The sequence below is a fragment of the Ruegeria arenilitoris genome (assembly GCF_013030265.1).
GTDB classification, from domain to species: Bacteria; Pseudomonadota; Alphaproteobacteria; order Rhodobacterales; family Rhodobacteraceae; genus Ruegeria; species Ruegeria arenilitoris_E.
Genome location: NZ_WPZQ01000006.1, coordinates 64,079 through 83,426, shown reverse-complemented (window position 1 = coordinate 83,426; position 19,348 = coordinate 64,079). Strand labels below are relative to the sequence as shown.

Below are 19,348 nucleotides of genomic sequence, written 5' to 3'. Positions count from 1 at the left end.
CAGTATTTCTACCAGTTCGTATTTTTACGGGTTTGTATTGGTAGATGCTTTGTGCTCAATACGCCAATCCGACGATTTTGGGAGGAATGGCGGATGACATCCGACAGCATCTATCAGCGCCAGCTGGACAAGACCCCGGCGAACTTTACGCCGTTGTCACCGCTTAGCTATCTTGAACGAACGGCCGCCGTTTATCCGGATTACCCATCCGTGGTTTATGGTACGCGCCGCTATACATGGTCGCAGACCTATGACCGATGCCGCCGTCTGGCGAGTGCGTTGATTTCACGCGGAGTCGGGCAGGGCGATACTGTATCGATCATCGCCGCCAATATTCCCGAGATGTATGAGGCCCATTTTGGTGTACCGATGGCCGGAGCGGTCCTGAACGCGATCAACACGCGATTGGATGCCCCAATCATCGCCTTCATTCTGAACCACGCTGAGGCAAAGGTCCTTTTTGTTGATCCTGAGTTTTCATCGGTGGTCAAAGAGGCTCTGACACAGGTCGAGCGGCCTGATCTGCTGGTGATCGATATCGAAGACCCCAGTTTTGACGGGGGCGAACGGTTTGGGGACCTCACCTACGAAGCGTTGTTGGCGGAAGGTGATCCTGAATTCGATTGGTCATTGCCGCTGGATGAGTGGGACGCAATCACGCTCAACTATACGTCCGGAACGACGGGCAATCCCAAGGGTGTGGTTTACCATCATCGCGGTGCGGCGCTGAATGCGACATCGAACATACTGACCTGGGGCATGCCACAGCATTCGGTTTACCTGTGGACGCTGCCAATGTTCCACTGCAATGGCTGGTGTTTTCCATGGACCATGGCTGCGAATGCCGGTGTGTCAGTTTGTCTGAGGGCTGTACGGGACGAGCCGATCTATCAGGCCTTCCGCGAAGAGCGTGTCACTCATTTCTGCGGAGCACCCATTGTTCTGAACATGCTGGCCAATGCGCCTGATCACCTCAAGGACTTTGATCACCAGATCAAGGTAATGACTGCTGGCGCACCACCGCCAGCCGCTGTGATCGAAGCGATGGAAGGCATGGGGGTTGAAGTGACCCATGTCTATGGTCTGACCGAAACCTATGGGCCGTCGGTCGTTTGCGCATGGAAAGACGAATGGAACGACAAGGGTGCCGAGGATCGCGCAGCTTTGAAGGTTCGTCAGGGCGTAAAGTACGTCGCTTTGTCTGGTCTGATGGTTGCCGACCCAGACACGATGGAACCTGTTCCCGCGGATGGCGAGACGATGGGTGAGATATTCATGCAGGGCAACATCGTGATGAAAGGATACCTCAAGAACCCTGATGCCACTGACAAGGCGTTCAACGGTGGCTGGTTTGCTTCGGGCGATTTGGGCGTGATGCATCCCGATGGCTATATCGCACTGAAGGACCGGTCGAAGGACATCATCATTTCAGGGGGCGAGAACATCTCGTCCGTCGAAGTTGAAGGTATCCTGTACAAGCACCCATCAGTGATGGAGGCCGCGGTCGTCGCACGCCCGGACGACAAATGGGGTGAAACGCCCTGCGCCTTTGTCGAACTGAAGCCAGGGGCCGAAGTGACGGATGCCGAGTTGATCGCATTTTGCCGGGACAACATGGCCCACTTCAAGGCACCCAAAACTGTGGTGTTCGGGGCGCTGCCCAAGACCTCGACAGGCAAGATACAGAAGTTTGTACTACGTGATCAGGCGCGCGCGCTGACCTAGGCGTCGAGCCTGTCAAAGATCGAAAGGTCAAGATCCAGCATCTCGCCCATCCAGATGGCCCGATCCCGGTGATCCTCAAGATGTTCACCGGTTTCTGGATGGGTGAATACAGTTAGTCCCTTTCGGTTCAGCATGAGCCAGGGAATGACTTTGTCGAATGCATCTGCGGCAAAACCCAGCTGGCAACTCCAGCGTGGATGTGGACCGACATTGCGTGCATGCATTCTGCCCAACTGAACGGGAAACAGGCGCGCGGCCTCTTCGCAAACCTGCTGCGCTGTGTCTTGCGTTTCAGCGTCGAAATAGACATGCGCGTGATAACCTGTGATCTCTGGCATCGTGACCTCTTTTGTCTGTTTCGACGAAATTAGGGTCAGCCAGAGATGAATTGTACCCGTGTTTGCACACAGATTCTGTGCGTCGAACTAGGAAGGCGCGTTCGCTTTGGGATGCGCTACTGCAAATGCAGGGTGTTCGGTACAGGCTGCTTCAACGCCAAGAATGCGGGGCATGTCGGACAAGTCCACCTCCCAGCGTCGGGCGTTGTAGATCTGCGGCATCAGGCAGATGTCCGCCAATCCGGGGTCCGAACCTGTGCAATAAGGGGCTTGGTCAAACTCCCCCAGCATAGCTTCAAACGCCTGAAGACCGGGTCGGATGAAGTTACGCATCCAGTCGCCCGGCATACCCTCGGCACCGCCATTGAGTGCTGTCGCGTATTTGGCAACTGACAGATTGCAAACCGGATGAATATCCACGGCAATGGCATGTGCTAGGGCCTGAGCTCTTGCTCTTGGGCCGGGTTCAACTGGTAAAAGTTGCAATCCGCGCGTCTGGTCCAGGTAGTCAAGCATTGCAAGCGACTGCGTCAGACACAGGCCGTCAATCTCAAGCACCGGAACGAATCCCTGAGGGTTGCGCGTGAGATGAGCCGCCCCCCTTTGATCGCCTTTGACGAGGTCCACGACAACCGAGCGATAAGCGATGCCTGCCAGATTCAGCGCGATACGCACACGGTAGCTGGCCGATGACCGCCAATAATCATAGAGGACGACATCGCTCATCCCAATCTCCTTATTCGTCCGCCAGCGTGGCAGCTCTGATTGCCTGAGTCAGAACAGACCGGTCGCCGATGTGATTGGCCAAAACCAGTACAAGGCGCGCGTTCAGGGCGTCGCTGTCGGCTTTTTCCAGCCCCTCATGTGCGGCCAGAAGATCGGCATAGAAATCATCAGCGTCATCGATGTTCGGGGTGAGGATCAGGTCACTCATTGCGCTTACTCCTTACCGCTGGCCCGGCGGATGGCATGCCGGAATGCGTTGTCTTCATAATTGTCGCGCCGCGCGGCGACATGTTGATCCGGACGGATCAGGTAGACAGCACTGATCGCATCACCAAGGTAACGGCGTTTGAGTTCCAGTGTTGGATCGTCTTTGACCGACAAGGCCAGTCGGGTGACTTCGATACCGTCTTCCTCGATCATATCCGGGGCGTCAGCGTCGATTGTGAGTAGAGTGAATTTACCAGCCAGCTTCGGCAGCAGGAATTCATTCCCCAGTGGCGCATCGGGGCAGGGTGAGCCGGGTCGGGTGCGCGCAGGCCCATCCAGCGCGTCTGCCGAGTTTAGCGGCGATCCGTCATAGGTGCAGGGAACGCTCAGACGACCCGAATTCACCAGCGGGCGGGCAAATTCGTGATGCTCACTCAGATCCAGCACAGCATCCCGCAGGATGCGCGACATCTGGGATTTCGGCGTAATGAAATCGGTGGACCGGGTTGAATTGAGGATGTTTTCATCCGCGCCATGAACGCGCTCGACATCGTAGCTGTCGAGGAGCGATTCTGACGCTTTGCCATCAATCACCAGCTTCAGCTTCCAGCACAGGTTGTCAGTATCCTGCATTCCGGAATTGGCCCCGCGGGCACCAAACGGGCTGACCTGATGCGCGCTGTCGCCCGCAAAGATCACCCTGTTGTGGCGGAACTTTTCCATTCGACGACATTGGAAGGTGTAGATCGACACCCATTCCAGTTCAAACTGGACATCTTCGCCCAACATAGCCTTGAGGCGTGGGATCACGTTTTCGGGCCGCTTTTCCCGCTCTTTGTCGATATCCCATCCCAGTTGCAGGTCGATGCGCCACACACCATCGGGCTGTTTGTGTAGCAGCGCAGATTGTCCCTTGTTGAAGGGCGGATCGAACCAGAACCAGCGCTCGGTCGGAAAGTCGGCATCCATGATCACATCGGCGATCAGGAAATTGTCCTCGAATACGCGCCCGACAAAGTCGAGACCCAGCATCCGACGTGTGGGCGATCCTGCGCCGTCGCAGGCAATCAGCCAGTCTGCCTCGACAGTGTAGGAACCTTCAGGGGTCTCGACCTCAAGCTTGACGTGATCTTCATGGGTTCCGATCGCTTCGACCTTGTTGCGGCCACGAATCTCGATAGGCGCGCCTTGTTCCTGCAGTTCTCGGACACGGTCCACCATAAACTGCTCAAAATAGTATTGCTGAAGGTTGATAAAGGCAGGATTGGCATGCCCTTCCTCGGGCAGCAGGTTGAATTCATAGACCTGCCGTTCGTCGAAAAAGACCTTGCCAACATTCCATTGGACGCCTTTGTCTACCATCGGGCGGCCGCCGCCCAACCGATCAGCGATTTCGAGCGTGCGCTTGGCGAAGCAAATGGCACGGCTGCCAAAACTGACCTTGTCATTGTCATCCAGAACCACGACCTCGATACCTTGCTGGGCCAGATCGATTGCGGCGGCCAGGCCGATCGGTCCTGCTCCAATCACGATAACCTTGTGGCGAACCGGAGCCGGAACGTCCTGATCCGGGCTGCGCGTGTAGGCGTAGAGTGGAACTTCAAAAATCTTGTTCATGGGCTCTCCCCCCAATGCTCGTGCGCTTACGGCACACAAATCTGGTGCTCCGGCAAAGGATTGCCGGAGGTCATGACGAATGGTCTCATCGATTCTTGTCGGGCGACACGATCTGGATCAAAGCCGCCCGCATTTCCTCAACCCTGCAGAGCTTCCCACATCTCCAGATCGCGCTGGGCGGTCCAGATACGGGGCGTGTCGATGCCACGAGCCTCGTCGTATGCTCGGGCAACGTTGAATGGCAGGCAGTGTTCGTAAATCGCATATTCAGCAAATTTCGGGTCACATTCGGCCCGCACCGCATCCCATGCTTCTTTCAGAGAACCGCCACGTGCCGCTACTTTCGCCGCCGGGCGATAGGTGCTTTCGACAAAGTCGCGTGTGTTTTCGATGGCTGCATTGACCATGTCCTTGCCAACCAGCGCATCGCCCCGGCCCGGTGCGATGGCATCGACGTCGAACCATTTGATCTCGTCCAGCGTGTCACCCCAGTCACTGAAGTGACCGTCACCGCAATAGCAGGCCGAGTGATACTCAACGATGTCGCCGGTGAACATGACGTTCTGATCGGGCACGTGGATGACAATGTCTCCAGCGGTGTGGGCGCGGCCCAAATGCATCAGATCGACCCGGCGGTTGCCCAGATAGACGGTCATCGTGTCGCTGAATGTGGTGGTGGGCCATGTCAGGCCCGGGATGCTTTCATGCCCTTCGAACAGGCGCGGGAAACGCTGGAATTCGCTGTCCCAGTCTTCCTTGCCGCGTTCAACAACCATGGCGCGGGCCACGTCCGACATCAGGATCTGCTGCGCGCCAAAGGCACTGGCACCCAGTACACGGACCGCGTGGTAGTGTGTCAGCGCGACATGGGTGATCGGTTTGTCAGTGACCGAGCGCACGCATTCGATAACCTTGTTCGCCAGACGCGGGGTTGCCTGCGCCTCAACAATCATCACACTGTCATCGCCGATGATAACGCCCGAGTTCGGATCGCCCTCGGCGGTGAAGGCATACAGGCCTTCACCCACTTCGGTGAATGAGATTTTCTTTTCCGACATGTCTCCCTGGGACGCGAAAGCTTTTGCCATGATAGTTTCCTTATCGTGCGTAGGGGTTTTCAAGGGCAGGTAGGACGGTTCCGACACAGTCACCAAAGCCGATGGTGTAGCCATCCCCTTTGGCAGCACCTTTCAGGGTCAGTGTGTCACCATCTTCGATGAAATTACGGGTCTCACCGGTGTCCAGCGTCAGCGGTTCCTTTCCGCCCCAGCTAAGCTCCAGCAATGAGCCGCGTTCAGGCTTGGTTGCGCCCGAGATCGTTCCTGAGCCCAGCAAATCGCCAACATTCATCGGGCAGCCCGATGTCGAGTGATGTGCCAGCTGCTGAGCAGCAGAATAGTACATCTCTTTGTAGTTGGTTTCTGCGATGGTGGTTTCCGCTTTGCCCTCTGGTGCCATCGTAACCTTAAGGTCGATGTCATAAAGCATCGGGCCGCAATCTTTAAGGTGATCCAGCAATTCGAATTCGCGCTCGGGTGTGTCGCAGCGGAACGGCTCCAGCGCGGCTTTGGTCACGATCCATGGGCTGATCGATGTTGCAGTGGCCTTTGCCTGGAACGGGCCAAGCGGCTGGTACTCCCACGCCTGAATGTCCCGGGCAGACCAGTCGTTGAGCAGGACATAGCCAAAGATGTGATCATCCGCTTCCTGCACTGAAATTGGGCCTTCGGACGGGGTGCCGACAATCGCACCCATTTCCAGTTCGATGTCGAACCGGCGGCAGGGCAGGAATGCAGGTTTGTCGTGGTCGGGGGATTTCAATTGCCCCCACGGGCGGCGCACATCTGTGCCTGAAACGACGACCGACGAGGCGCGACCGTTGTAACCGATCGGGATGTGCAGCCAATTCGGAGGCAGCGCATTTTCCGGACCACGGAACATCGTTCCAACGTTAAAGGCATGGTTCCGACCGGCATAGAAATCCGTGTATTCGCTGACAGCGAAGGGCATATGCATCTCGGCATCTGCTTGGGCGACCAGCAGGGGCTCTACCTTGTCTTGTTCTTCTGCCCCATCCGCGAGCAGGGCAATCAGACGCTCACGCAGTGCGGCCCACACCGCGGGGCCTTCTTCCATCAACGGGTTCCAGAATGGCAGGTCGAAGAGCGGTTCATCAGTCAGTTCGATCAGGCCTTCATCTTCGGCTGCGGTCACGTCCAGGATCATATCACCGATGGCGACACCGCAGTGCGGATCCGATCCGTCTGTCGAGAAAACACCGTATGGCAGATTGTTCAACGGAAACGGGTGATTTGCGTCATTGGCCGAAGCTACCCAGGATTTCATCAAAGACATATGTTGTCCTTCTATTTTCGCGGGAACCAGCCCGCGGTAACGTGTTTAGGAGGCTGAACGAAGAGATTTGAACCCCAGCAACAGAGCGGCGACAATCATGAAGCTGCCACCAATCCGATCCAGCCACAATCTGGCGGGCCCCGTTAGCCGATTGGCTAACCAGCTTGCACTGCCGCCGTAGGCCACCAGAAACAAGCCGTCGATTGTTAAGTAGGTGGCAGAGAGAACCGTAAACTGCATCCAGAACGGTTGCTGCGCATCTATGAACAGCGGAAACAAAGCTGCGAAGAATACAACCGCTTTTGGGTTTGCCGCTGAGGTGATGAAGCCTTGCAGCCAAAGAGCTTTGCGACTGCTCAGGTGGGCCACTTTTGAGGCCTTGTTCTCAGCTTTCAAAATCATGCGCAGGCCCAGGAACACGAGATACGCTACGCCCAGCCACTTAATCACTGCCAGCGCCGTGCCAGATGCGGCGATGAGAGCGGCAAGGCCGAGGCCCGCCGCCAGCATCTGCAGTAAATTCGCAGTCAAATCGCCCGCTGCCGTGAACAATCCACGTCCCAATCCATTCGCGGCTGAATTTGACAACATCAGCAACTGGCTGGGCCCCGGAGTGCTCATCAACAGCAATACCGTAGCAACGTAGGTGATCCAGGTATCGAGGGTCATTTTGGGGCGCTACTTCCTTCCGGGGGTCCCATCGAACTTTTTGTCGATATCGGTCCAGCAATCGATGTAATCATCCTGCAATGGCGCTTCGTTCGCCGCAAACGCGGTCAGATGCTGCGGGAAGCGTGTTTCGAACATGAACGACATGGTGTTGTCGAGCTTATCCGGACCCAGATTAGAATTGGAGGCTTTTTCAAAGGCTTCCTTATCCGGTCCATGCGGGATCATCATGTTGTGCAGGCTCATGCCACCCGGGACAAATCCCTGCGGCTTGGCGTCGTACTGGCCGTAAATGTTGCCCATCAGTTCCGACATAATGTTCTTGTGATACCAGGGTGGGCGGAATGTATCTTCCATCACCATCCAGCGTTCACGGAACAGAACAAAGTCGATATTGGCGGTGCCGGGTTGACCCGAAGGAGCGGTCAGGACGGTAAAGATAGACGGATCCGGGTGATCAAACAGGATCGCACCGACCGGGCAATAGGTACGCAGATCATACTTATAGGGCGCGTAATTACCGTGCCACGCAACCACATCCAGAGGGCTGTGCCCGATTTTCGTCGTATGGAACTGGCCACACCACTTGATCGTCACCGTAGAAGGCACCTCTCGGTCCTCAAACGCTGCGACTGGGGCCTTGAAATCGCGCGGGTTGGCCATGCAGTTGGCCCCGATCGGTCCGCGACCGGGCAGCTCGAATTTTTGACCGTAGTTTTCGCAAACAAAGCCACGGGCCGGGCCTTCCAACACCTCGACACGGTACAGCAGCCCGCGCGGGATGATGGCGATCTCTTTGGGCTCCAGATCTATGATGCCCAGTTCGGTAGCAAAGCGCAGGCGACCTTCCTGTGGAACGACCAACAGCTCAGAGTCGGCTGAGAAGAAATAATCATCCACCATCGATTCCGTTACCAGGTAGATGTGGGTCGCCATGCCGACCTGAGTGTTCACGTCACCGGCGGTGGTCATCGTGCGCATACCTGTCAGCCAGTTCAGGCCTTCGTCAGAATGCGGGACCGCATCCCATCGATACTGGCCAAGGCTGATGACATCCGGATCAACGCAAGGTGCTGATTTCCAATATGGAAGATCAATTTTTTCGTAGCGATGTGAATGTTTTACCGATGGGCGGATGCGATAGCACCAGGTCCGCTCCGGCGGATTTGCGGTAAAGGCTGTGCCACTCAGCTGCTCGCCATAAAGGCCATAGTTGCACTTCTGAGGGCTGTTCATGCCTTGGGGCAAAGCGTCGGGCAGAGCTTCGGTTTCAAAATCGTTGCCAAAGCCGGGCATGTATCCGGCATGCGTGCCAACAGGAGTGCTGGCCTGGGTCATCTGATGCGGGTCGGTCGGACGATTCATCGTGTGTTCCTCCGTTTACTGCTTGTCGGATAATAGTTGATTTTGTAACTAACAAGCATGACACATCACGAAAATGACGAAAAAGATGAGTTTGATCTGCGGAATTTCCTGCCATTCCTGCTGAATCAGGCCGCTGAAGAGAGTGCGTTGGAGTTTCAGCGCGTCTATAAGAATCGCTACGGACTGCTGCGCACCGAATGGCGCGTCCTGTTCCATCTGGGCAATTATGGTGAGCTGACAGCCAAAGACATTGGCCTTCAGGCAAAAACGCATAAAACCAAGATCAGCCGGGCCGTCCACAAACTAGAGCAACGCCGTTATCTCAAGCGTGAGCGGGATGAGAGGGATCGCAGAGTTGAGCGCTTGACGCTAACACCCGCCGGGCAAACCGTGTATCGTGAACTTCGTAGTTTCGCTGAGGAATATGACGCCAGACTGACTGCAAAGTTCACCAAGGGCGAGGCTGCACTGCTGAGAATGATGTTACGTCGTCTCGCAGGTATGGAGTGACCACTGGTAATCGCGAGGTGGTGTTCCCAGATAAGCACTGGGACAGACACAGGAAAAAGAAATGACAACGACGGAGACCCCTGCCGCGAATGCGAATGATCTGATCGAATGGCTGGTCACGCGCGGGTTGGAAGGGGCCGAGCAAGAAGAGCTTTTAGACGGATATTGTAATCGGCTGGTCGAAATGGGCATCCCTCTGATGAGGTTTCATGCGGCACAATCGACACTGCATCCCGTCTATGGCGGAACTGGCTATAGCTGGTACCAGGATCGCGGTGGTGAGTATGCGACTTTCGAATATACGGAAGAGCCTAGTGAGGTATGGCGTAACAGCCCTCTATTCGCAATTTTGAACGAGGATCTGGATGATCTGCGCGAACGGCTTGTGGATCAGAACGAGCCCAGCCGGTATCCATTGTTGAACGAGCTGCGCGAGATCGGCGCGACTGACTACTATGCAACCGGAGTTTCTTATGGAGCTTCCGGACACATTCCTGCAAACGGCACTCAGAAAACCGGTGATGGGGTTCTGATGTCCTGGACTAGCAACGCCTCTGATGGATTTCAGGAACGCGACATTTCCCTAATACACGAGGCTCTGCCGCATCTGGGGCTGGCTCTGAAATCTGCGAAAAATGATAAGTTGGCTCGCGATCTGCTGCGCGTTTATCTGGGACGCGACGCTGGTAAGCGCGTCCTTTCAGGTGAAATACGGCGCGGTTCGCTTCAGCAGATAGATGCGGTTATCTGGAACTTTGATCTCGAAGGGTTCACCAGCCTTTCCGAGGAGATGCCGGGAAACGAGATCATCAAGATGCTGAATGATTACCTCGACGTTGCGGTGTCTGTTGTGCACGAATGCGATGGCAGCATTCTCAAGTTCATGGGTGATGGACTGATGGCCATGTTTGACGTGGGTGAGATTGATGCTGACGCCCGCGCAGCCCTGCGCGCGGTTGCTGTACTGCAGCAGCGTATGGCTGATCTTAACAAGAGACGCGAAGCAGAAGGGTTGCCGACTGCGAACTTCACACTGGCTTTGCATGCAGGTGAGATTCTGTATGGGAATATCGGGTCCGAGAACCGATTGGACTTTACGGTCATCGGTCCCACAGTGAATCAAGCTGCACGCATCGCGGAAATGCACCGGTCGCTTGGGCAGCGCATTCTGATTTCTGACGATGTGGCGCGTGCAGCGCAGCCCTGTGCGCAAAACCTGATCTCAGTCGGCCGCTACATGTTGCGCGGCGTACCTGAGCCCAAAGAGCTGTTTACGATATACCGGCCTGCGGCTTAGAAATCGACTTCCACGCCCGGCAGGTTCAGTTCGCGCATCATGTCGCGTAGTTCCTGCCGCGCAGCGATGTTTGAGATATTCAGCTGTTTGACCCCGATATCCTTGAGGTCCAGCAGAGTAAGCCCGCGGGGGAACAACTCACGGAAAATCACACGTTCCGAAAAGCCCGAGGCGACACGGAAACCAATCCTCTGCGAGAGCATCTCAATCGCGCGCTGCATCTTTTCCTTGTTGACCATACGCTGCGTACCGACACGGTTGCGTACCACCACCCAATCAATCGGTTTTAGGCCGGCCTGTGCCCGCAACTGGCGCGCGTTCCAGACCATCTCGGAATAGACTGAAGGGCCAAGAATCTTTTCACCTTTTGAATCGATCCGGGCCAGAAGGTCGAAATCGATGAAGCTGTCGTTCAGCGGCGTAATCAGCGTATCGGCGAGCGAATGTGCCACCTGGCTGAGGCGAGTGTGAGAGCCCGGACAGTCTATCAGGATGAAGTCACTATCACTTTCAAGCTCAGCAACAGCAGCAGACAGGCGGTGATCATAGATGTTCTCGCCCGGTTTCAGCGTACTGGCGTCAATCTCGGGGAGATCGTGATGCCGAGGGCTGGGCAGGGGGGCTTCTGCGCCATTCAGGAAATTGACGCGGTTCTCGAAGTACCGTCCAAGGCTGCGTTGCCGCAGGTCAAGATCCAGTGTGCTGACCTTATGACCTAACCGGGCAAGTGCCGTTGCCACATGCATCGATACGGTCGATTTGCCTGCGCCACCTTTTTCGTTCCCGACGACAATGATATGTGCCATGCTTGTATTCCCAAGTCTCGCCGTGTTTGTCTACACGTTGTTGTTGGCCACTATATGTTGTGGCGGCGCCGAAGGGAAGAACCCCAGACGGTTCTGTGTCGCAATATCAGTCTCTAATTTGGAAAATCTCGCAATGATCGTGGCTTGCACCCCACGCTTGCCAAAGGCCTTGGCCTGATTCACTGTCAGGATTGGGGTTTCGGCGGGGAGGGCCGGGATTGGATCACCTGTTTCTGAACGTGTTGAACGTGGTTCTTCCGGTGCTGATTTGCGCAGGAGTCGGTTATAGCCTGGCCCTGCTTAAGGCACCATTTGACAACAAAGTTGTGGGTGGCATCGTATCCAGGGTCGGGTATCCAACGCTTATCATCTCGCATCTGTCCGCGACCAAGCTCGAAATCAGTACTTTCCTCGATATGATGGCGGCGGCAGCACTGGCTATTGCAGCCTTTGGGGTACTGGGGTTTGCGACCCTCAAGATACTGCGGCTACCGGTTCGCGCCTTTCTGACGCCGTTGATGCACGGCAATGTGGGGAATATTGGTCTGCCCATTACGTTACTGGCGCTGGGCGATACCGGGATGGCCTATACTATGGCCTTTGTGGTGGTGGTGTTAATCAGCATTTTCACTGTTGGAATGTGGATACCGGCTGGAGAGTTTTCGCCCAAAAAGCTCGTCACCTCCCCGATTATCTATTCTGTGATCATCGCGCTGGGCCTTATGTCTACGGGGTACAGTCTGCCGCAGCCGGTGCTGAAGTCCTTTGATATACTGGGTGGCTTGTCGATCCCCCTGATGCTTCTGACACTGGGTCACACATTGGCCACGTTGCGGATCAAAGGTCTTGGTGTAGCGATGCTGCTGACGGCTTTGCATCTGGTTATGGCGGTCGCGATCGCCAGTACGTTGGTCTGGATTTTCGGGTTTGCGGGTGCCGAGCGGGGTGCGCTGATCCTGTGCTGTTTGATGCCATCCTCGGTGGCAACCTATCTGTTCATTGACCAGCATGTACCAGAATACGGGCCGGACGTGGCCGGGTTCATTTTGGTATCGACCATAGCAACTATTGTGACTCTGCCATTGGCGTTATCCTACTGGATCTGAGGGCTTTGCGAGATCTGAAGAACTGCTGCTTCAGTCGACCTGTCAATCCGCCAAACGTTAGGTAGGAAGCTGTTTTGTATAAACAAAATATTAATGTGTATTTTCCCTAAGCTTGACCGCAAGTCTGACGTGTGACTAGAATTCAGGATCGTATCCAGGTTGCGTGGAGACGAATGTAGTGAGTTTTGAACGTGAAGTTTATGCCGCATCACGCCGTTTTGCGCGGTCCGATGACCGTCGTGCGTGGTGGGAGTTGATAGTTAGTCTCACACTTTATACCGGTGCAATGGTAGCCGGGTTGTCGAGTATTGGAAATTGGTGGCTGATGGTGCCAGCTGTAGTTGTCGCAGCTGCTATGGGGCTGCGGATCTACATGATCCAGCACGATTGTCTGCACAGGTCCTTCTTCACCTCTCGAAATCTGAATGATCGGGTGGGCACACTGTTGTCGCCAATCGCGATGACCCCTTATCGCGCCACGCGCTATATTCATGGGCAGCACCACACGTATGTGAGCGACCTCGAAAGGCGCGATACATTCGAGATATTCACTATGACACTAACAGAGTGGCAATCCGCCCCTGCCTGGAAACGACTTCAGTATCGCATCTATCGAAGTCCGGTCCTGCTGATCCTGATCGGTCCGTTTGTGCTGTATGGCGTCTTGCGACGCATGCCGCTCTATGGGTTCAAAACCGGAGTAGGTGATCTGATCCTGCACAACCTGTTGCTTGGTGGCTACCTGGTGCTCATCTGGTGGCTCTCAGGATGGGGCGGCATAGCGTTCTGGGCCGCGTCCTTCTATTTGGCAAGCGTCTTCGGTGCATTGATCCCCTATGTTGTCCACAATTTTGAGGAAATCTTCTGGGGTAGACGCCCTGAGTTGACGTTCAAAACGGCGGCTCTTGAGGGCAGCGCGGTTCTGGACTGGGGCAGGCTGTTTGATTGGGTAACTATGAATATTGGTTATCATGACCTGCATCACCTGAACGCCAAGATTCCAGGCTACAAGCTCGGCACTGCTCACGCTGAGCTTGAGGCTGAGGGGCTGCTGCATTCCCGGAAGATCGGTTTTTGGCAAGGCCTCGGCTGTCTGCGATGGAAACTCTACGACGAAGAGAACGGGCGCATGGTTCCCTTTCCTCAGTACCAGCGCCGAGGCCGTGTCACTGCTGCAGAATGAGGGGGCGTCTGCTTTTGGCGATGACCTTTCTATTCGCCGCGTGCGGCGACAGCGGACCTGTTTATCCAATTCAGAGCGAGCTCTATGATTGGGTGAAAACTCCGGAGGCGATACATCCAGAATCCGATCAATCGCCCGTCATCTCTGATCCGGTTATTACGTTTCGCCTGAAGCGAGGCGAGAGGCAGTCGGCTCTAAGAGCTGGCGAGGATTGGCGGACTGGTCAGATCAGACTCTTCGGTTTTGACGTGCGGGTTGTGGGCAACATGTTGCCTTCGGAGGTCGTCGACGTATCGCAACTTTATCGGGTCGGGAGTCCTTCAACCAAGATCACTTCAGTGCAGCTTGATGCGAAACGAGGCGTAACCGTGTTTGGGCGCACGTGTATTGCCGCGAAAGACCTGGGTGCATGGCACAGGGTCGAGATGCGAATCCGGCTGCGCAACGATGACTTTGGGTATCTGGAGGTTTTCTGTGACCGAAAGCCAGTTTGGGCCAGAACAAACATCCGAACCACTTTCCCTCCGGTATGTCGCATCCGCGAAGGATGTAATTTGGCAGTGCCCGAGCCGCAGAGGTATGAGTGGCTGGTCGGTGTCATGGCAGATCACGGCGTGTCCAAACCTTTCACCCTGCAGATGCAGAGGTTGCATCACAGGCTGCTGATTTATACGCCAAATCGTGCTGGGAATTTGTGACACCTAGCCCACGGACTTGATCACCACCGCATGATGTTGGTTTTCACAAAAAAGGCCGTCCTTTCGGGACGGCCTTTTCTGAGAACAATCAGGTTGGGGTTTAGAAGCCCAGACCTTCGTATTTCTTCTTGAACTTCGACACTCGACCGCCGGCGTCCATCAGGCGCGACGAACCACCGGTCCACGCAGGGTGCGAGGAGGGGTCGATTTCCAGAGCCAGCTGATCGCCTTCGGCGCCCCAGGTGGATTTCATCTGTACTACGGAGCCATCGGTCATTTTGACGTTGATGAAGTGATAATCGGGATGGATGTCTTTTTTCATCTTTCCGCTCCTTACGCCTCGGCGCCAGCCTTGGGCTTGTAGTTGGTGACTTCTGCGATACGCGCGGACTTACCACGGCGCGAGCGCAGATAGTACAGTTTGGCGCGACGAACGCGGCCACGGCGGACAACCGTGATGCTGTCGATGTTGGTCGAATGCAGCGGGAACACACGCTCCACGCCTTCGCCAAACGAAATCTTGCGAACGGTGAACGAACCGGCGATGCCGTCGCCGTTTTTGCGCGCAATGCAGACACCTTCGTAGTTCTGCACACGGGTGCGCGACCCTTCGGTCACTTTAAAGCCGACACGGATGGTGTCACCGGCTTTGAAATCGGGGATGTCTTTCCCCAGGGCGGCAATCTGTTCCGCCTCAAGCTGTGCGATCAGGTCCATCGCAGTTTCTCCTATCTGCTCGTGGTTGGTCCACGAAGTTTGGGCACGGCCTGAGAGCTCTTGGTCTTCACCGGGTCCTGCGTACAGCCCGCCAGAGATCAGATCGAATGTTCCTTATGTCTGGTTCGTCTTGCCGCGCCGTGGCCGAAGAAAGCCGGGCGTCACGACATGATGCAAACCAAAACACCGGAGTCGCATGTCGCGACACCGGATTGCGCTGCTTTACGGGCTTTGGGGTCGGTGATCAAGCCCTTTGAGGCATGTTTTCCCAAGATAGCTGACTCTTTTGGCGGTGGGTTTTCGCCGCCCGCACAAATGCACCGTTGCCTTGATGCGTGGATTTGGCATTCTGTGGTCAATAATACGAGCAGAAATTTGAGACAGGAACAGTGATGCGCATTGCGATCTTGCTGGCACTCATGGGTGCTGTGCTTATGTCATGCGGCCGGCGTGGTCCGCAGCCTCAGGCCATAGAGCCTACACCGACTGCCGATGCCACAGCGCCCGCTGTAATCTATCCCAAATTCGGTGATGCTGATCCTCATGAGTGGGAGGGCCGCCATCCCGGACACTACCCTATCCACGGCCTCGATGTTTCGCGCTGGCAGGGTCCGATCGACTGGCATACCGCAAAAGCGTCGGGTGTCAGTTTCGCGTTTTTGAAAGCGACTGAAGGTGGTGATTTTGCGGATCCTTTGTTTGAGGATCATCGCAAGGGTGCACAGGCCGCGAATGTCCCTTGGGGCGCATATCACTACTATTATTTCTGCCGCCCAGCTGCAGAGCAGGCCCGTTGGTTTATTGAAAACGTACCCAAGGGCGCGGACCTGCCGCATGTGCTTGATATGGAATGGACCCCACATTCCAAAACCTGTACTTTGCGCCCTGATGGCAAAACCATCCGCTCCGAGGCGCAGAAATTCCTGAACATTCTGGAACGGCACTACGGCCGCAGACCCATTGTTTACACCACCGTGGATTTCTACGAGGACACCGATATCGGGCGCCTGCCAAAAACCGACTTCTGGCTCCGATCGGTGGCCGGGCATCCGCGACAGGTTTACCCGAATGCGATCTGGCGTTTCTGGCAGTATACCGGGACCGGGCTCGTGCCCGGCGTGCAGGGCAAGGTGGATATCAATACCTTCAACGGCACGCCGGAGATATGGGCCCTTTGGAAGGCCGGCAACTACTACTGATGCAGTTAGTTGCCGTAGGTCTCGATGGTGCCACCACCAATCAGATGGCCCAGTCGGCGTTCGCGCTCGTCGCCAAAGGAATTGTTTAGCCAGAACACTTCACCATCGGCCAGTTCGCGGCGCTTGAAACCACGCTCGGCCAGACAACGATGTACCTGATCGATTTCTCCCTGCGCTCGAAGACTATCCTCAGCCGGGATCGTCACTAGGGGGCCTATCACTACGCCAGCTATGAGAATGCTGGTCATGTAGCCCCCGACCACGGCGGCATTTCCACCTTCCGACGTCTCACCAATACAGGATTCCATAGCAGAGCGCGTTGAGTGCAGGTTATGGCCATCCTGCGTAGGGATATAACGCTCAAGTGGTTTTGTGGTGCAGGCCGAAGCAGCCAGCAGCGAAAGAACTAGTAACTTTTTCATTAAGCAGCCCGAATCGATTTATTCTGCAATTGCTTTTTTCAGCATCTTTATGCGTGAGTATATTGAGACTAAAACAACCGCAAATCGCAATTTGTCAAAACTCAACCCTGCGTCCTGTGCGCCACAGTCGGGATATCAATCAGAGTTTTCGTCGTGTGATTTCAGGTAGCTATCCCACACGTCGGGCCGTCTTTCACGCGTGATGTTTTCTGCCATTTTATGGCGCCACTCAGCGATGCGGCCGTGATGGCCCGACATCAGCACCTCGGGAATCGGTCGGCCTTTCCATTCCGCAGGACGCGTATATTGAGGATGCTCCAGCAGCCCCGATGAAAAGCTCTCTTCTTCGGTCGAAGCCTGATTTCCAAGAACTCCGGGGATCAATCTAACGGTAGCATCGATCAGCGCCTGCGCCGCAATCTCACCGCCGGTCATGACAAAATCGCCCAGCGATACTTCTTGAACGCCGTAGTGTTCCAATACTCGTTCATCGACGCCTTCAAACCGCCCACACAACAGTGTCATACCATCACACCGCGCCAGATTTTGCATCATGCGCTGATCCATTCGGCGACCGCGCGGGCTGAGATAGATCAGGGGCCAGTTGCCTCGGATACCTGCCATCGTGTGCTCGATTGCTTCGCCAAGAACATCGGCACGCAAAACCATACCCGCACCACCGCCTGCAGGCGTGTCATCCACGTTGCGGTGCTTGCCGACACCAAACTGTCTCAGATCAGTGGTTTCCAGCTGCCACAGTCCTTCCTGCAGCGCTTTGCCCGTCAGGCTTTCGCCGAGCACGCCCGGAAACGCCGACGGAAACAGCGTAATTATCTTTGCCTTCCATACACCATGAAGATCCGGCGTTGGTGTCATCAGCTCGCGCGGTTTCAGGGTCGGCCGGATAGCCTTGCGGCCATGGGATTTGCTGGGTTTGTCAGTCATGTCGTGGCAGTCAGGCTATTTTGAGCGGATTGGATGAGACCTGCTTTCTGTCTGACAAGCTCCGTATCGTCCAGTCCGGAACGATTTAGTTGTAACATCTGGGCAAGGGTGTTTTCAGGCAGACGCGGATTGGCGCGGGTTGGGCCAATCAGTTGGGACGCCTTACTGAGACGCAGGCCCAGAAATTCCGCGAACGGGCTGCCGGGGCCGTACTCTCTGTCAACCATTTCTTCAAGCCATTGGGTTTGAACATCGATCGATGGCAACCGCTCCTGAATGGCTTCAGCAGCGGTCCGAAGTGAAGGCAGCGTGTCAAGATGCGATCGGTAGGTTTCGAAGTCCTGAACCAGGCGCAAGCGTTGCAGATCGTGTGCCCAGAGGCTGTAAAGCCAGCTGCCGCGCTGCCTCAGGGACAGATAGATAGTAATATCGAGTTCTTCGCCTGCGAACCGATTACGAATTGTGTCAACCAGGCAGGCGGCAAGATCGGGTGCGGCTTCATAGCCAACCGCGACGTTGCGGCTGGGGCGCAGGCCCGAGAAGTTTTCTTCGCTTAGAATAAGACCGCGCTTGGTGCCAAAGTTTGTGGCCTCAAGGAAGTCGCGCATCTGATCGCCGAAATCGGCCAAGGTGCGTGCAGTACCATACAGAGAATGCCGGGTTGCGGCATCGGCCAGACCAGTTTTTCTGGTTTTGTATGGCAAGACCAATGCGTAGTGAGGCCAGATCAACTCGCGATTTTCGAAGAGGAACGATTGCGCGGCCGTGACGCCGGTTTTGTGCAGGCCTAAATGCAGGAAAACCCGCCGCATCAAAACAAACCATCGGGCGGATCGGCGACAACACGGCCACGTTCCAGATCAACTGTGGGTACGTTTGCAAGCGTAAACGGCAACAATACCGTGGCCTTCAAGCCAGGCCCGTGAACTTCCAACAGATCGGCTGCGCCATGGTTCTGTACTGATTTTACGCGCCCCAACAGGGCACCTCCGGTATCATAAACTTCCAACCCAATGAGGTCAGTATGATAGAATTCATCATCCGGCAGCGAGGGTAACTGATCCCGGTGCGCAAACAGACGCAGGCCTTTGATAGCATCGGCCTGTTCTTTAGTCTCAACTCCCCCCAAACGGGCGGCGAAACCATTCTTGATCGCACGCGTCAGGACCAGAGGATACCGTTCCGCACCGTTCTCGTCGGTCAGAGGCGAGTAGGTTTCGATATCTTCAGGAACGGCGCAATAGCTTTTGAGCCGTACTTCGCCGCGCACCCCGTAAGAGCCGGCAATACTTCCGACACAGATCAAATCAGTCATTGGGCGCTTCCGATGCTACACATAGTCCGTTCTGCCAAACACCACGTTCGGCACAGGCCTCGCGTTGGTTGCTGCGTTCAAAGAACACGCCCACAATAAATGCGATCAGCAGCAGGATGGGAAGTCGTATCAGTCCAAACATCTGCCT

At 55.6% G+C, this 19,348-nt stretch carries 23 protein-coding genes; 7 read left to right on the top strand and 16 right to left on the bottom strand.

Annotation, left to right across the window (positions count from 1 at the left end; genetic code table 11):
* Positions 1-93 precede the first annotated feature (93 nt).
* On the top strand, positions 94-1,725 hold the full coding sequence (locus tag GOX61_RS11975; protein WP_170333985.1) for an acyl-CoA synthetase: 1,632 nt from the start codon (positions 94-96) through the stop codon (positions 1,723-1,725).
* On the opposite strand, the gene GOX61_RS11970 is transcribed toward GOX61_RS11975, so the two are convergent.
* From GOX61_RS11970 to hmgA, 8 genes are all read right to left on the bottom strand, one after another.
* Positions 1,722-2,063, bottom strand: a complete 342-nt coding sequence (locus GOX61_RS11970; RefSeq protein ID WP_170333983.1) for a DOPA 4,5-dioxygenase family protein — start codon at positions 2,061-2,063, stop codon at positions 1,722-1,724. The two genes, GOX61_RS11975 and GOX61_RS11970, sit on opposite strands and share 4 nt — an antisense overlap.
* An 87-nt stretch (positions 2,064-2,150) precedes the next feature.
* Positions 2,151-2,789, bottom strand: a complete 639-nt coding sequence (gene maiA / locus GOX61_RS11965) for a maleylacetoacetate isomerase (RefSeq protein WP_170333982.1) — start codon at positions 2,787-2,789, stop codon at positions 2,151-2,153.
* A gap of 10 nt (positions 2,790-2,799) precedes the next feature.
* Positions 2,800-2,997 carry a DUF2783 domain-containing protein gene (locus GOX61_RS11960; protein ID WP_170333979.1) on the bottom strand — a complete coding sequence of 66 codons (198 nt, stop codon included), beginning with the start codon at positions 2,995-2,997 and terminating at the stop codon, positions 2,800-2,802.
* A 5-nt stretch (positions 2,998-3,002) separates the two neighbouring features.
* Positions 3,003-4,613: an FAD-dependent oxidoreductase gene (locus tag GOX61_RS11955; RefSeq protein WP_170333977.1), complete on the bottom strand. Its 1,611-nt coding sequence runs from the start codon at positions 4,611-4,613 to the stop codon at positions 3,003-3,005.
* Between the two features lie 137 nt (positions 4,614-4,750).
* Positions 4,751-5,701, bottom strand: coding sequence for an MBL fold metallo-hydrolase (locus tag GOX61_RS11950; protein WP_170333975.1), 951 nt, complete (start codon positions 5,699-5,701; stop codon positions 4,751-4,753).
* A gap of 10 nt (positions 5,702-5,711) precedes the next feature.
* Positions 5,712-6,968, bottom strand: coding sequence for a fumarylacetoacetase (fahA, locus tag GOX61_RS11945; protein ID WP_170333973.1), 1,257 nt, complete (start codon positions 6,966-6,968; stop codon positions 5,712-5,714).
* A gap of 45 nt (positions 6,969-7,013) precedes the next feature.
* Positions 7,014-7,637, bottom strand: a complete 624-nt coding sequence (locus GOX61_RS11940; protein WP_170333972.1) for a LysE family translocator — start codon at positions 7,635-7,637, stop codon at positions 7,014-7,016.
* Positions 7,638-7,646: 9 nt separating this feature from the next.
* On the bottom strand, positions 7,647-9,002 hold the full coding sequence (hmgA, locus tag GOX61_RS11935) for a homogentisate 1,2-dioxygenase (RefSeq protein WP_155149142.1): 1,356 nt from the start codon (positions 9,000-9,002) through the stop codon (positions 7,647-7,649).
* A gap of 57 nt (positions 9,003-9,059) precedes the next feature.
* Between hmgA and GOX61_RS11930 the strand changes: the two genes are divergently transcribed.
* Complete coding sequence (locus tag GOX61_RS11930; RefSeq protein ID WP_170333970.1) at positions 9,060-9,512, top strand: MarR family winged helix-turn-helix transcriptional regulator; 453 nt, start codon at positions 9,060-9,062, stop codon at positions 9,510-9,512.
* Positions 9,513-9,573: 61 nt separating this feature from the next.
* Positions 9,574-10,809 carry an adenylate/guanylate cyclase domain-containing protein gene (locus GOX61_RS11925; RefSeq protein WP_170333968.1) on the top strand — a complete coding sequence of 412 codons (1,236 nt, stop codon included), beginning with the start codon at positions 9,574-9,576 and terminating at the stop codon, positions 10,807-10,809.
* On the opposite strand, the gene GOX61_RS11920 is transcribed toward GOX61_RS11925, so the two are convergent.
* Positions 10,806-11,615, bottom strand: a complete 810-nt coding sequence (locus GOX61_RS11920) for a division plane positioning ATPase MipZ (protein ID WP_155149148.1) — start codon at positions 11,613-11,615, stop codon at positions 10,806-10,808. The genes GOX61_RS11925 and GOX61_RS11920 overlap by 4 nt on opposite strands.
* Before the next feature lie 218 nt (positions 11,616-11,833).
* On the opposite strand from GOX61_RS11920, the gene GOX61_RS11915 reads away from it, so the two are divergent.
* The 3 genes from GOX61_RS11915 (at position 11,834) to GOX61_RS11905 (ending at position 14,602) form a co-directional block, all read left to right on the top strand.
* Positions 11,834-12,721: an AEC family transporter gene (locus tag GOX61_RS11915; RefSeq protein WP_170333960.1), complete on the top strand. Its 888-nt coding sequence runs from the start codon at positions 11,834-11,836 to the stop codon at positions 12,719-12,721.
* A 178-nt stretch (positions 12,722-12,899) separates the two neighbouring features.
* Positions 12,900-13,904, top strand: coding sequence for a fatty acid desaturase (locus tag GOX61_RS11910; protein ID WP_170333958.1), 1,005 nt, complete (start codon positions 12,900-12,902; stop codon positions 13,902-13,904).
* Between the two features lie 20 nt (positions 13,905-13,924).
* On the top strand, positions 13,925-14,602 hold the full coding sequence (locus GOX61_RS11905) for a hypothetical protein (protein ID WP_170333957.1): 678 nt from the start codon (positions 13,925-13,927) through the stop codon (positions 14,600-14,602).
* 100 nt (positions 14,603-14,702) lie between these two features.
* Here the strand turns inward: GOX61_RS11905 and rpmE are convergent, their stop codons facing one another.
* Entirely contained in the window at positions 14,703-14,924 is a 222-nt protein-coding gene (gene rpmE, locus GOX61_RS11900) for a 50S ribosomal protein L31 (protein ID WP_155149154.1), read from the bottom strand.
* An 11-nt stretch (positions 14,925-14,935) separates the two neighbouring features.
* The gene (rplS, locus tag GOX61_RS11895; protein ID WP_155149156.1) at positions 14,936-15,319 is read right to left on the bottom strand and encodes a 50S ribosomal protein L19; all 384 of its coding nucleotides are present in this window, start codon (positions 15,317-15,319) and stop codon (positions 14,936-14,938) included.
* Positions 15,320-15,711: 392 nt separating this feature from the next.
* Between rplS and GOX61_RS11890 the strand changes: the two genes are divergently transcribed.
* Positions 15,712-16,518, top strand: coding sequence for a glycoside hydrolase family 25 protein (locus GOX61_RS11890; protein ID WP_170333955.1), 807 nt, complete (start codon positions 15,712-15,714; stop codon positions 16,516-16,518).
* Between the two features lie 5 nt (positions 16,519-16,523).
* On the opposite strand, the gene GOX61_RS11885 is transcribed toward GOX61_RS11890, so the two are convergent.
* From GOX61_RS11885 to GOX61_RS11865, 5 genes are all read right to left on the bottom strand, one after another.
* A complete protein-coding gene (locus GOX61_RS11885) occupies positions 16,524-16,940 on the bottom strand; it encodes a hypothetical protein (protein ID WP_170333952.1) in 417 nt (138 codons plus the stop codon).
* A gap of 135 nt (positions 16,941-17,075) precedes the next feature.
* The gene (trmD, locus tag GOX61_RS11880; protein ID WP_155149162.1) at positions 17,076-17,885 is read right to left on the bottom strand and encodes a tRNA (guanosine(37)-N1)-methyltransferase TrmD; all 810 of its coding nucleotides are present in this window, start codon (positions 17,883-17,885) and stop codon (positions 17,076-17,078) included.
* Entirely contained in the window at positions 17,882-18,697 is an 816-nt protein-coding gene (locus GOX61_RS11875; RefSeq protein WP_170333950.1) for a hypothetical protein, read from the bottom strand. The genes trmD and GOX61_RS11875 overlap by 4 nt, the downstream gene beginning before the upstream one ends.
* Positions 18,697-19,200: a ribosome maturation factor RimM gene (rimM, locus tag GOX61_RS11870; protein WP_170333948.1), complete on the bottom strand. Its 504-nt coding sequence runs from the start codon at positions 19,198-19,200 to the stop codon at positions 18,697-18,699. Before rimM ends, GOX61_RS11875 begins: the two co-directional genes overlap by 1 nt.
* Positions 19,193-19,342, bottom strand: coding sequence for a hypothetical protein (locus GOX61_RS11865; protein WP_170333946.1), 150 nt, complete (start codon positions 19,340-19,342; stop codon positions 19,193-19,195). The genes rimM and GOX61_RS11865 overlap by 8 nt, the downstream gene beginning before the upstream one ends.
* Between the last annotated feature and the right edge of the window lie 6 nt (positions 19,343-19,348).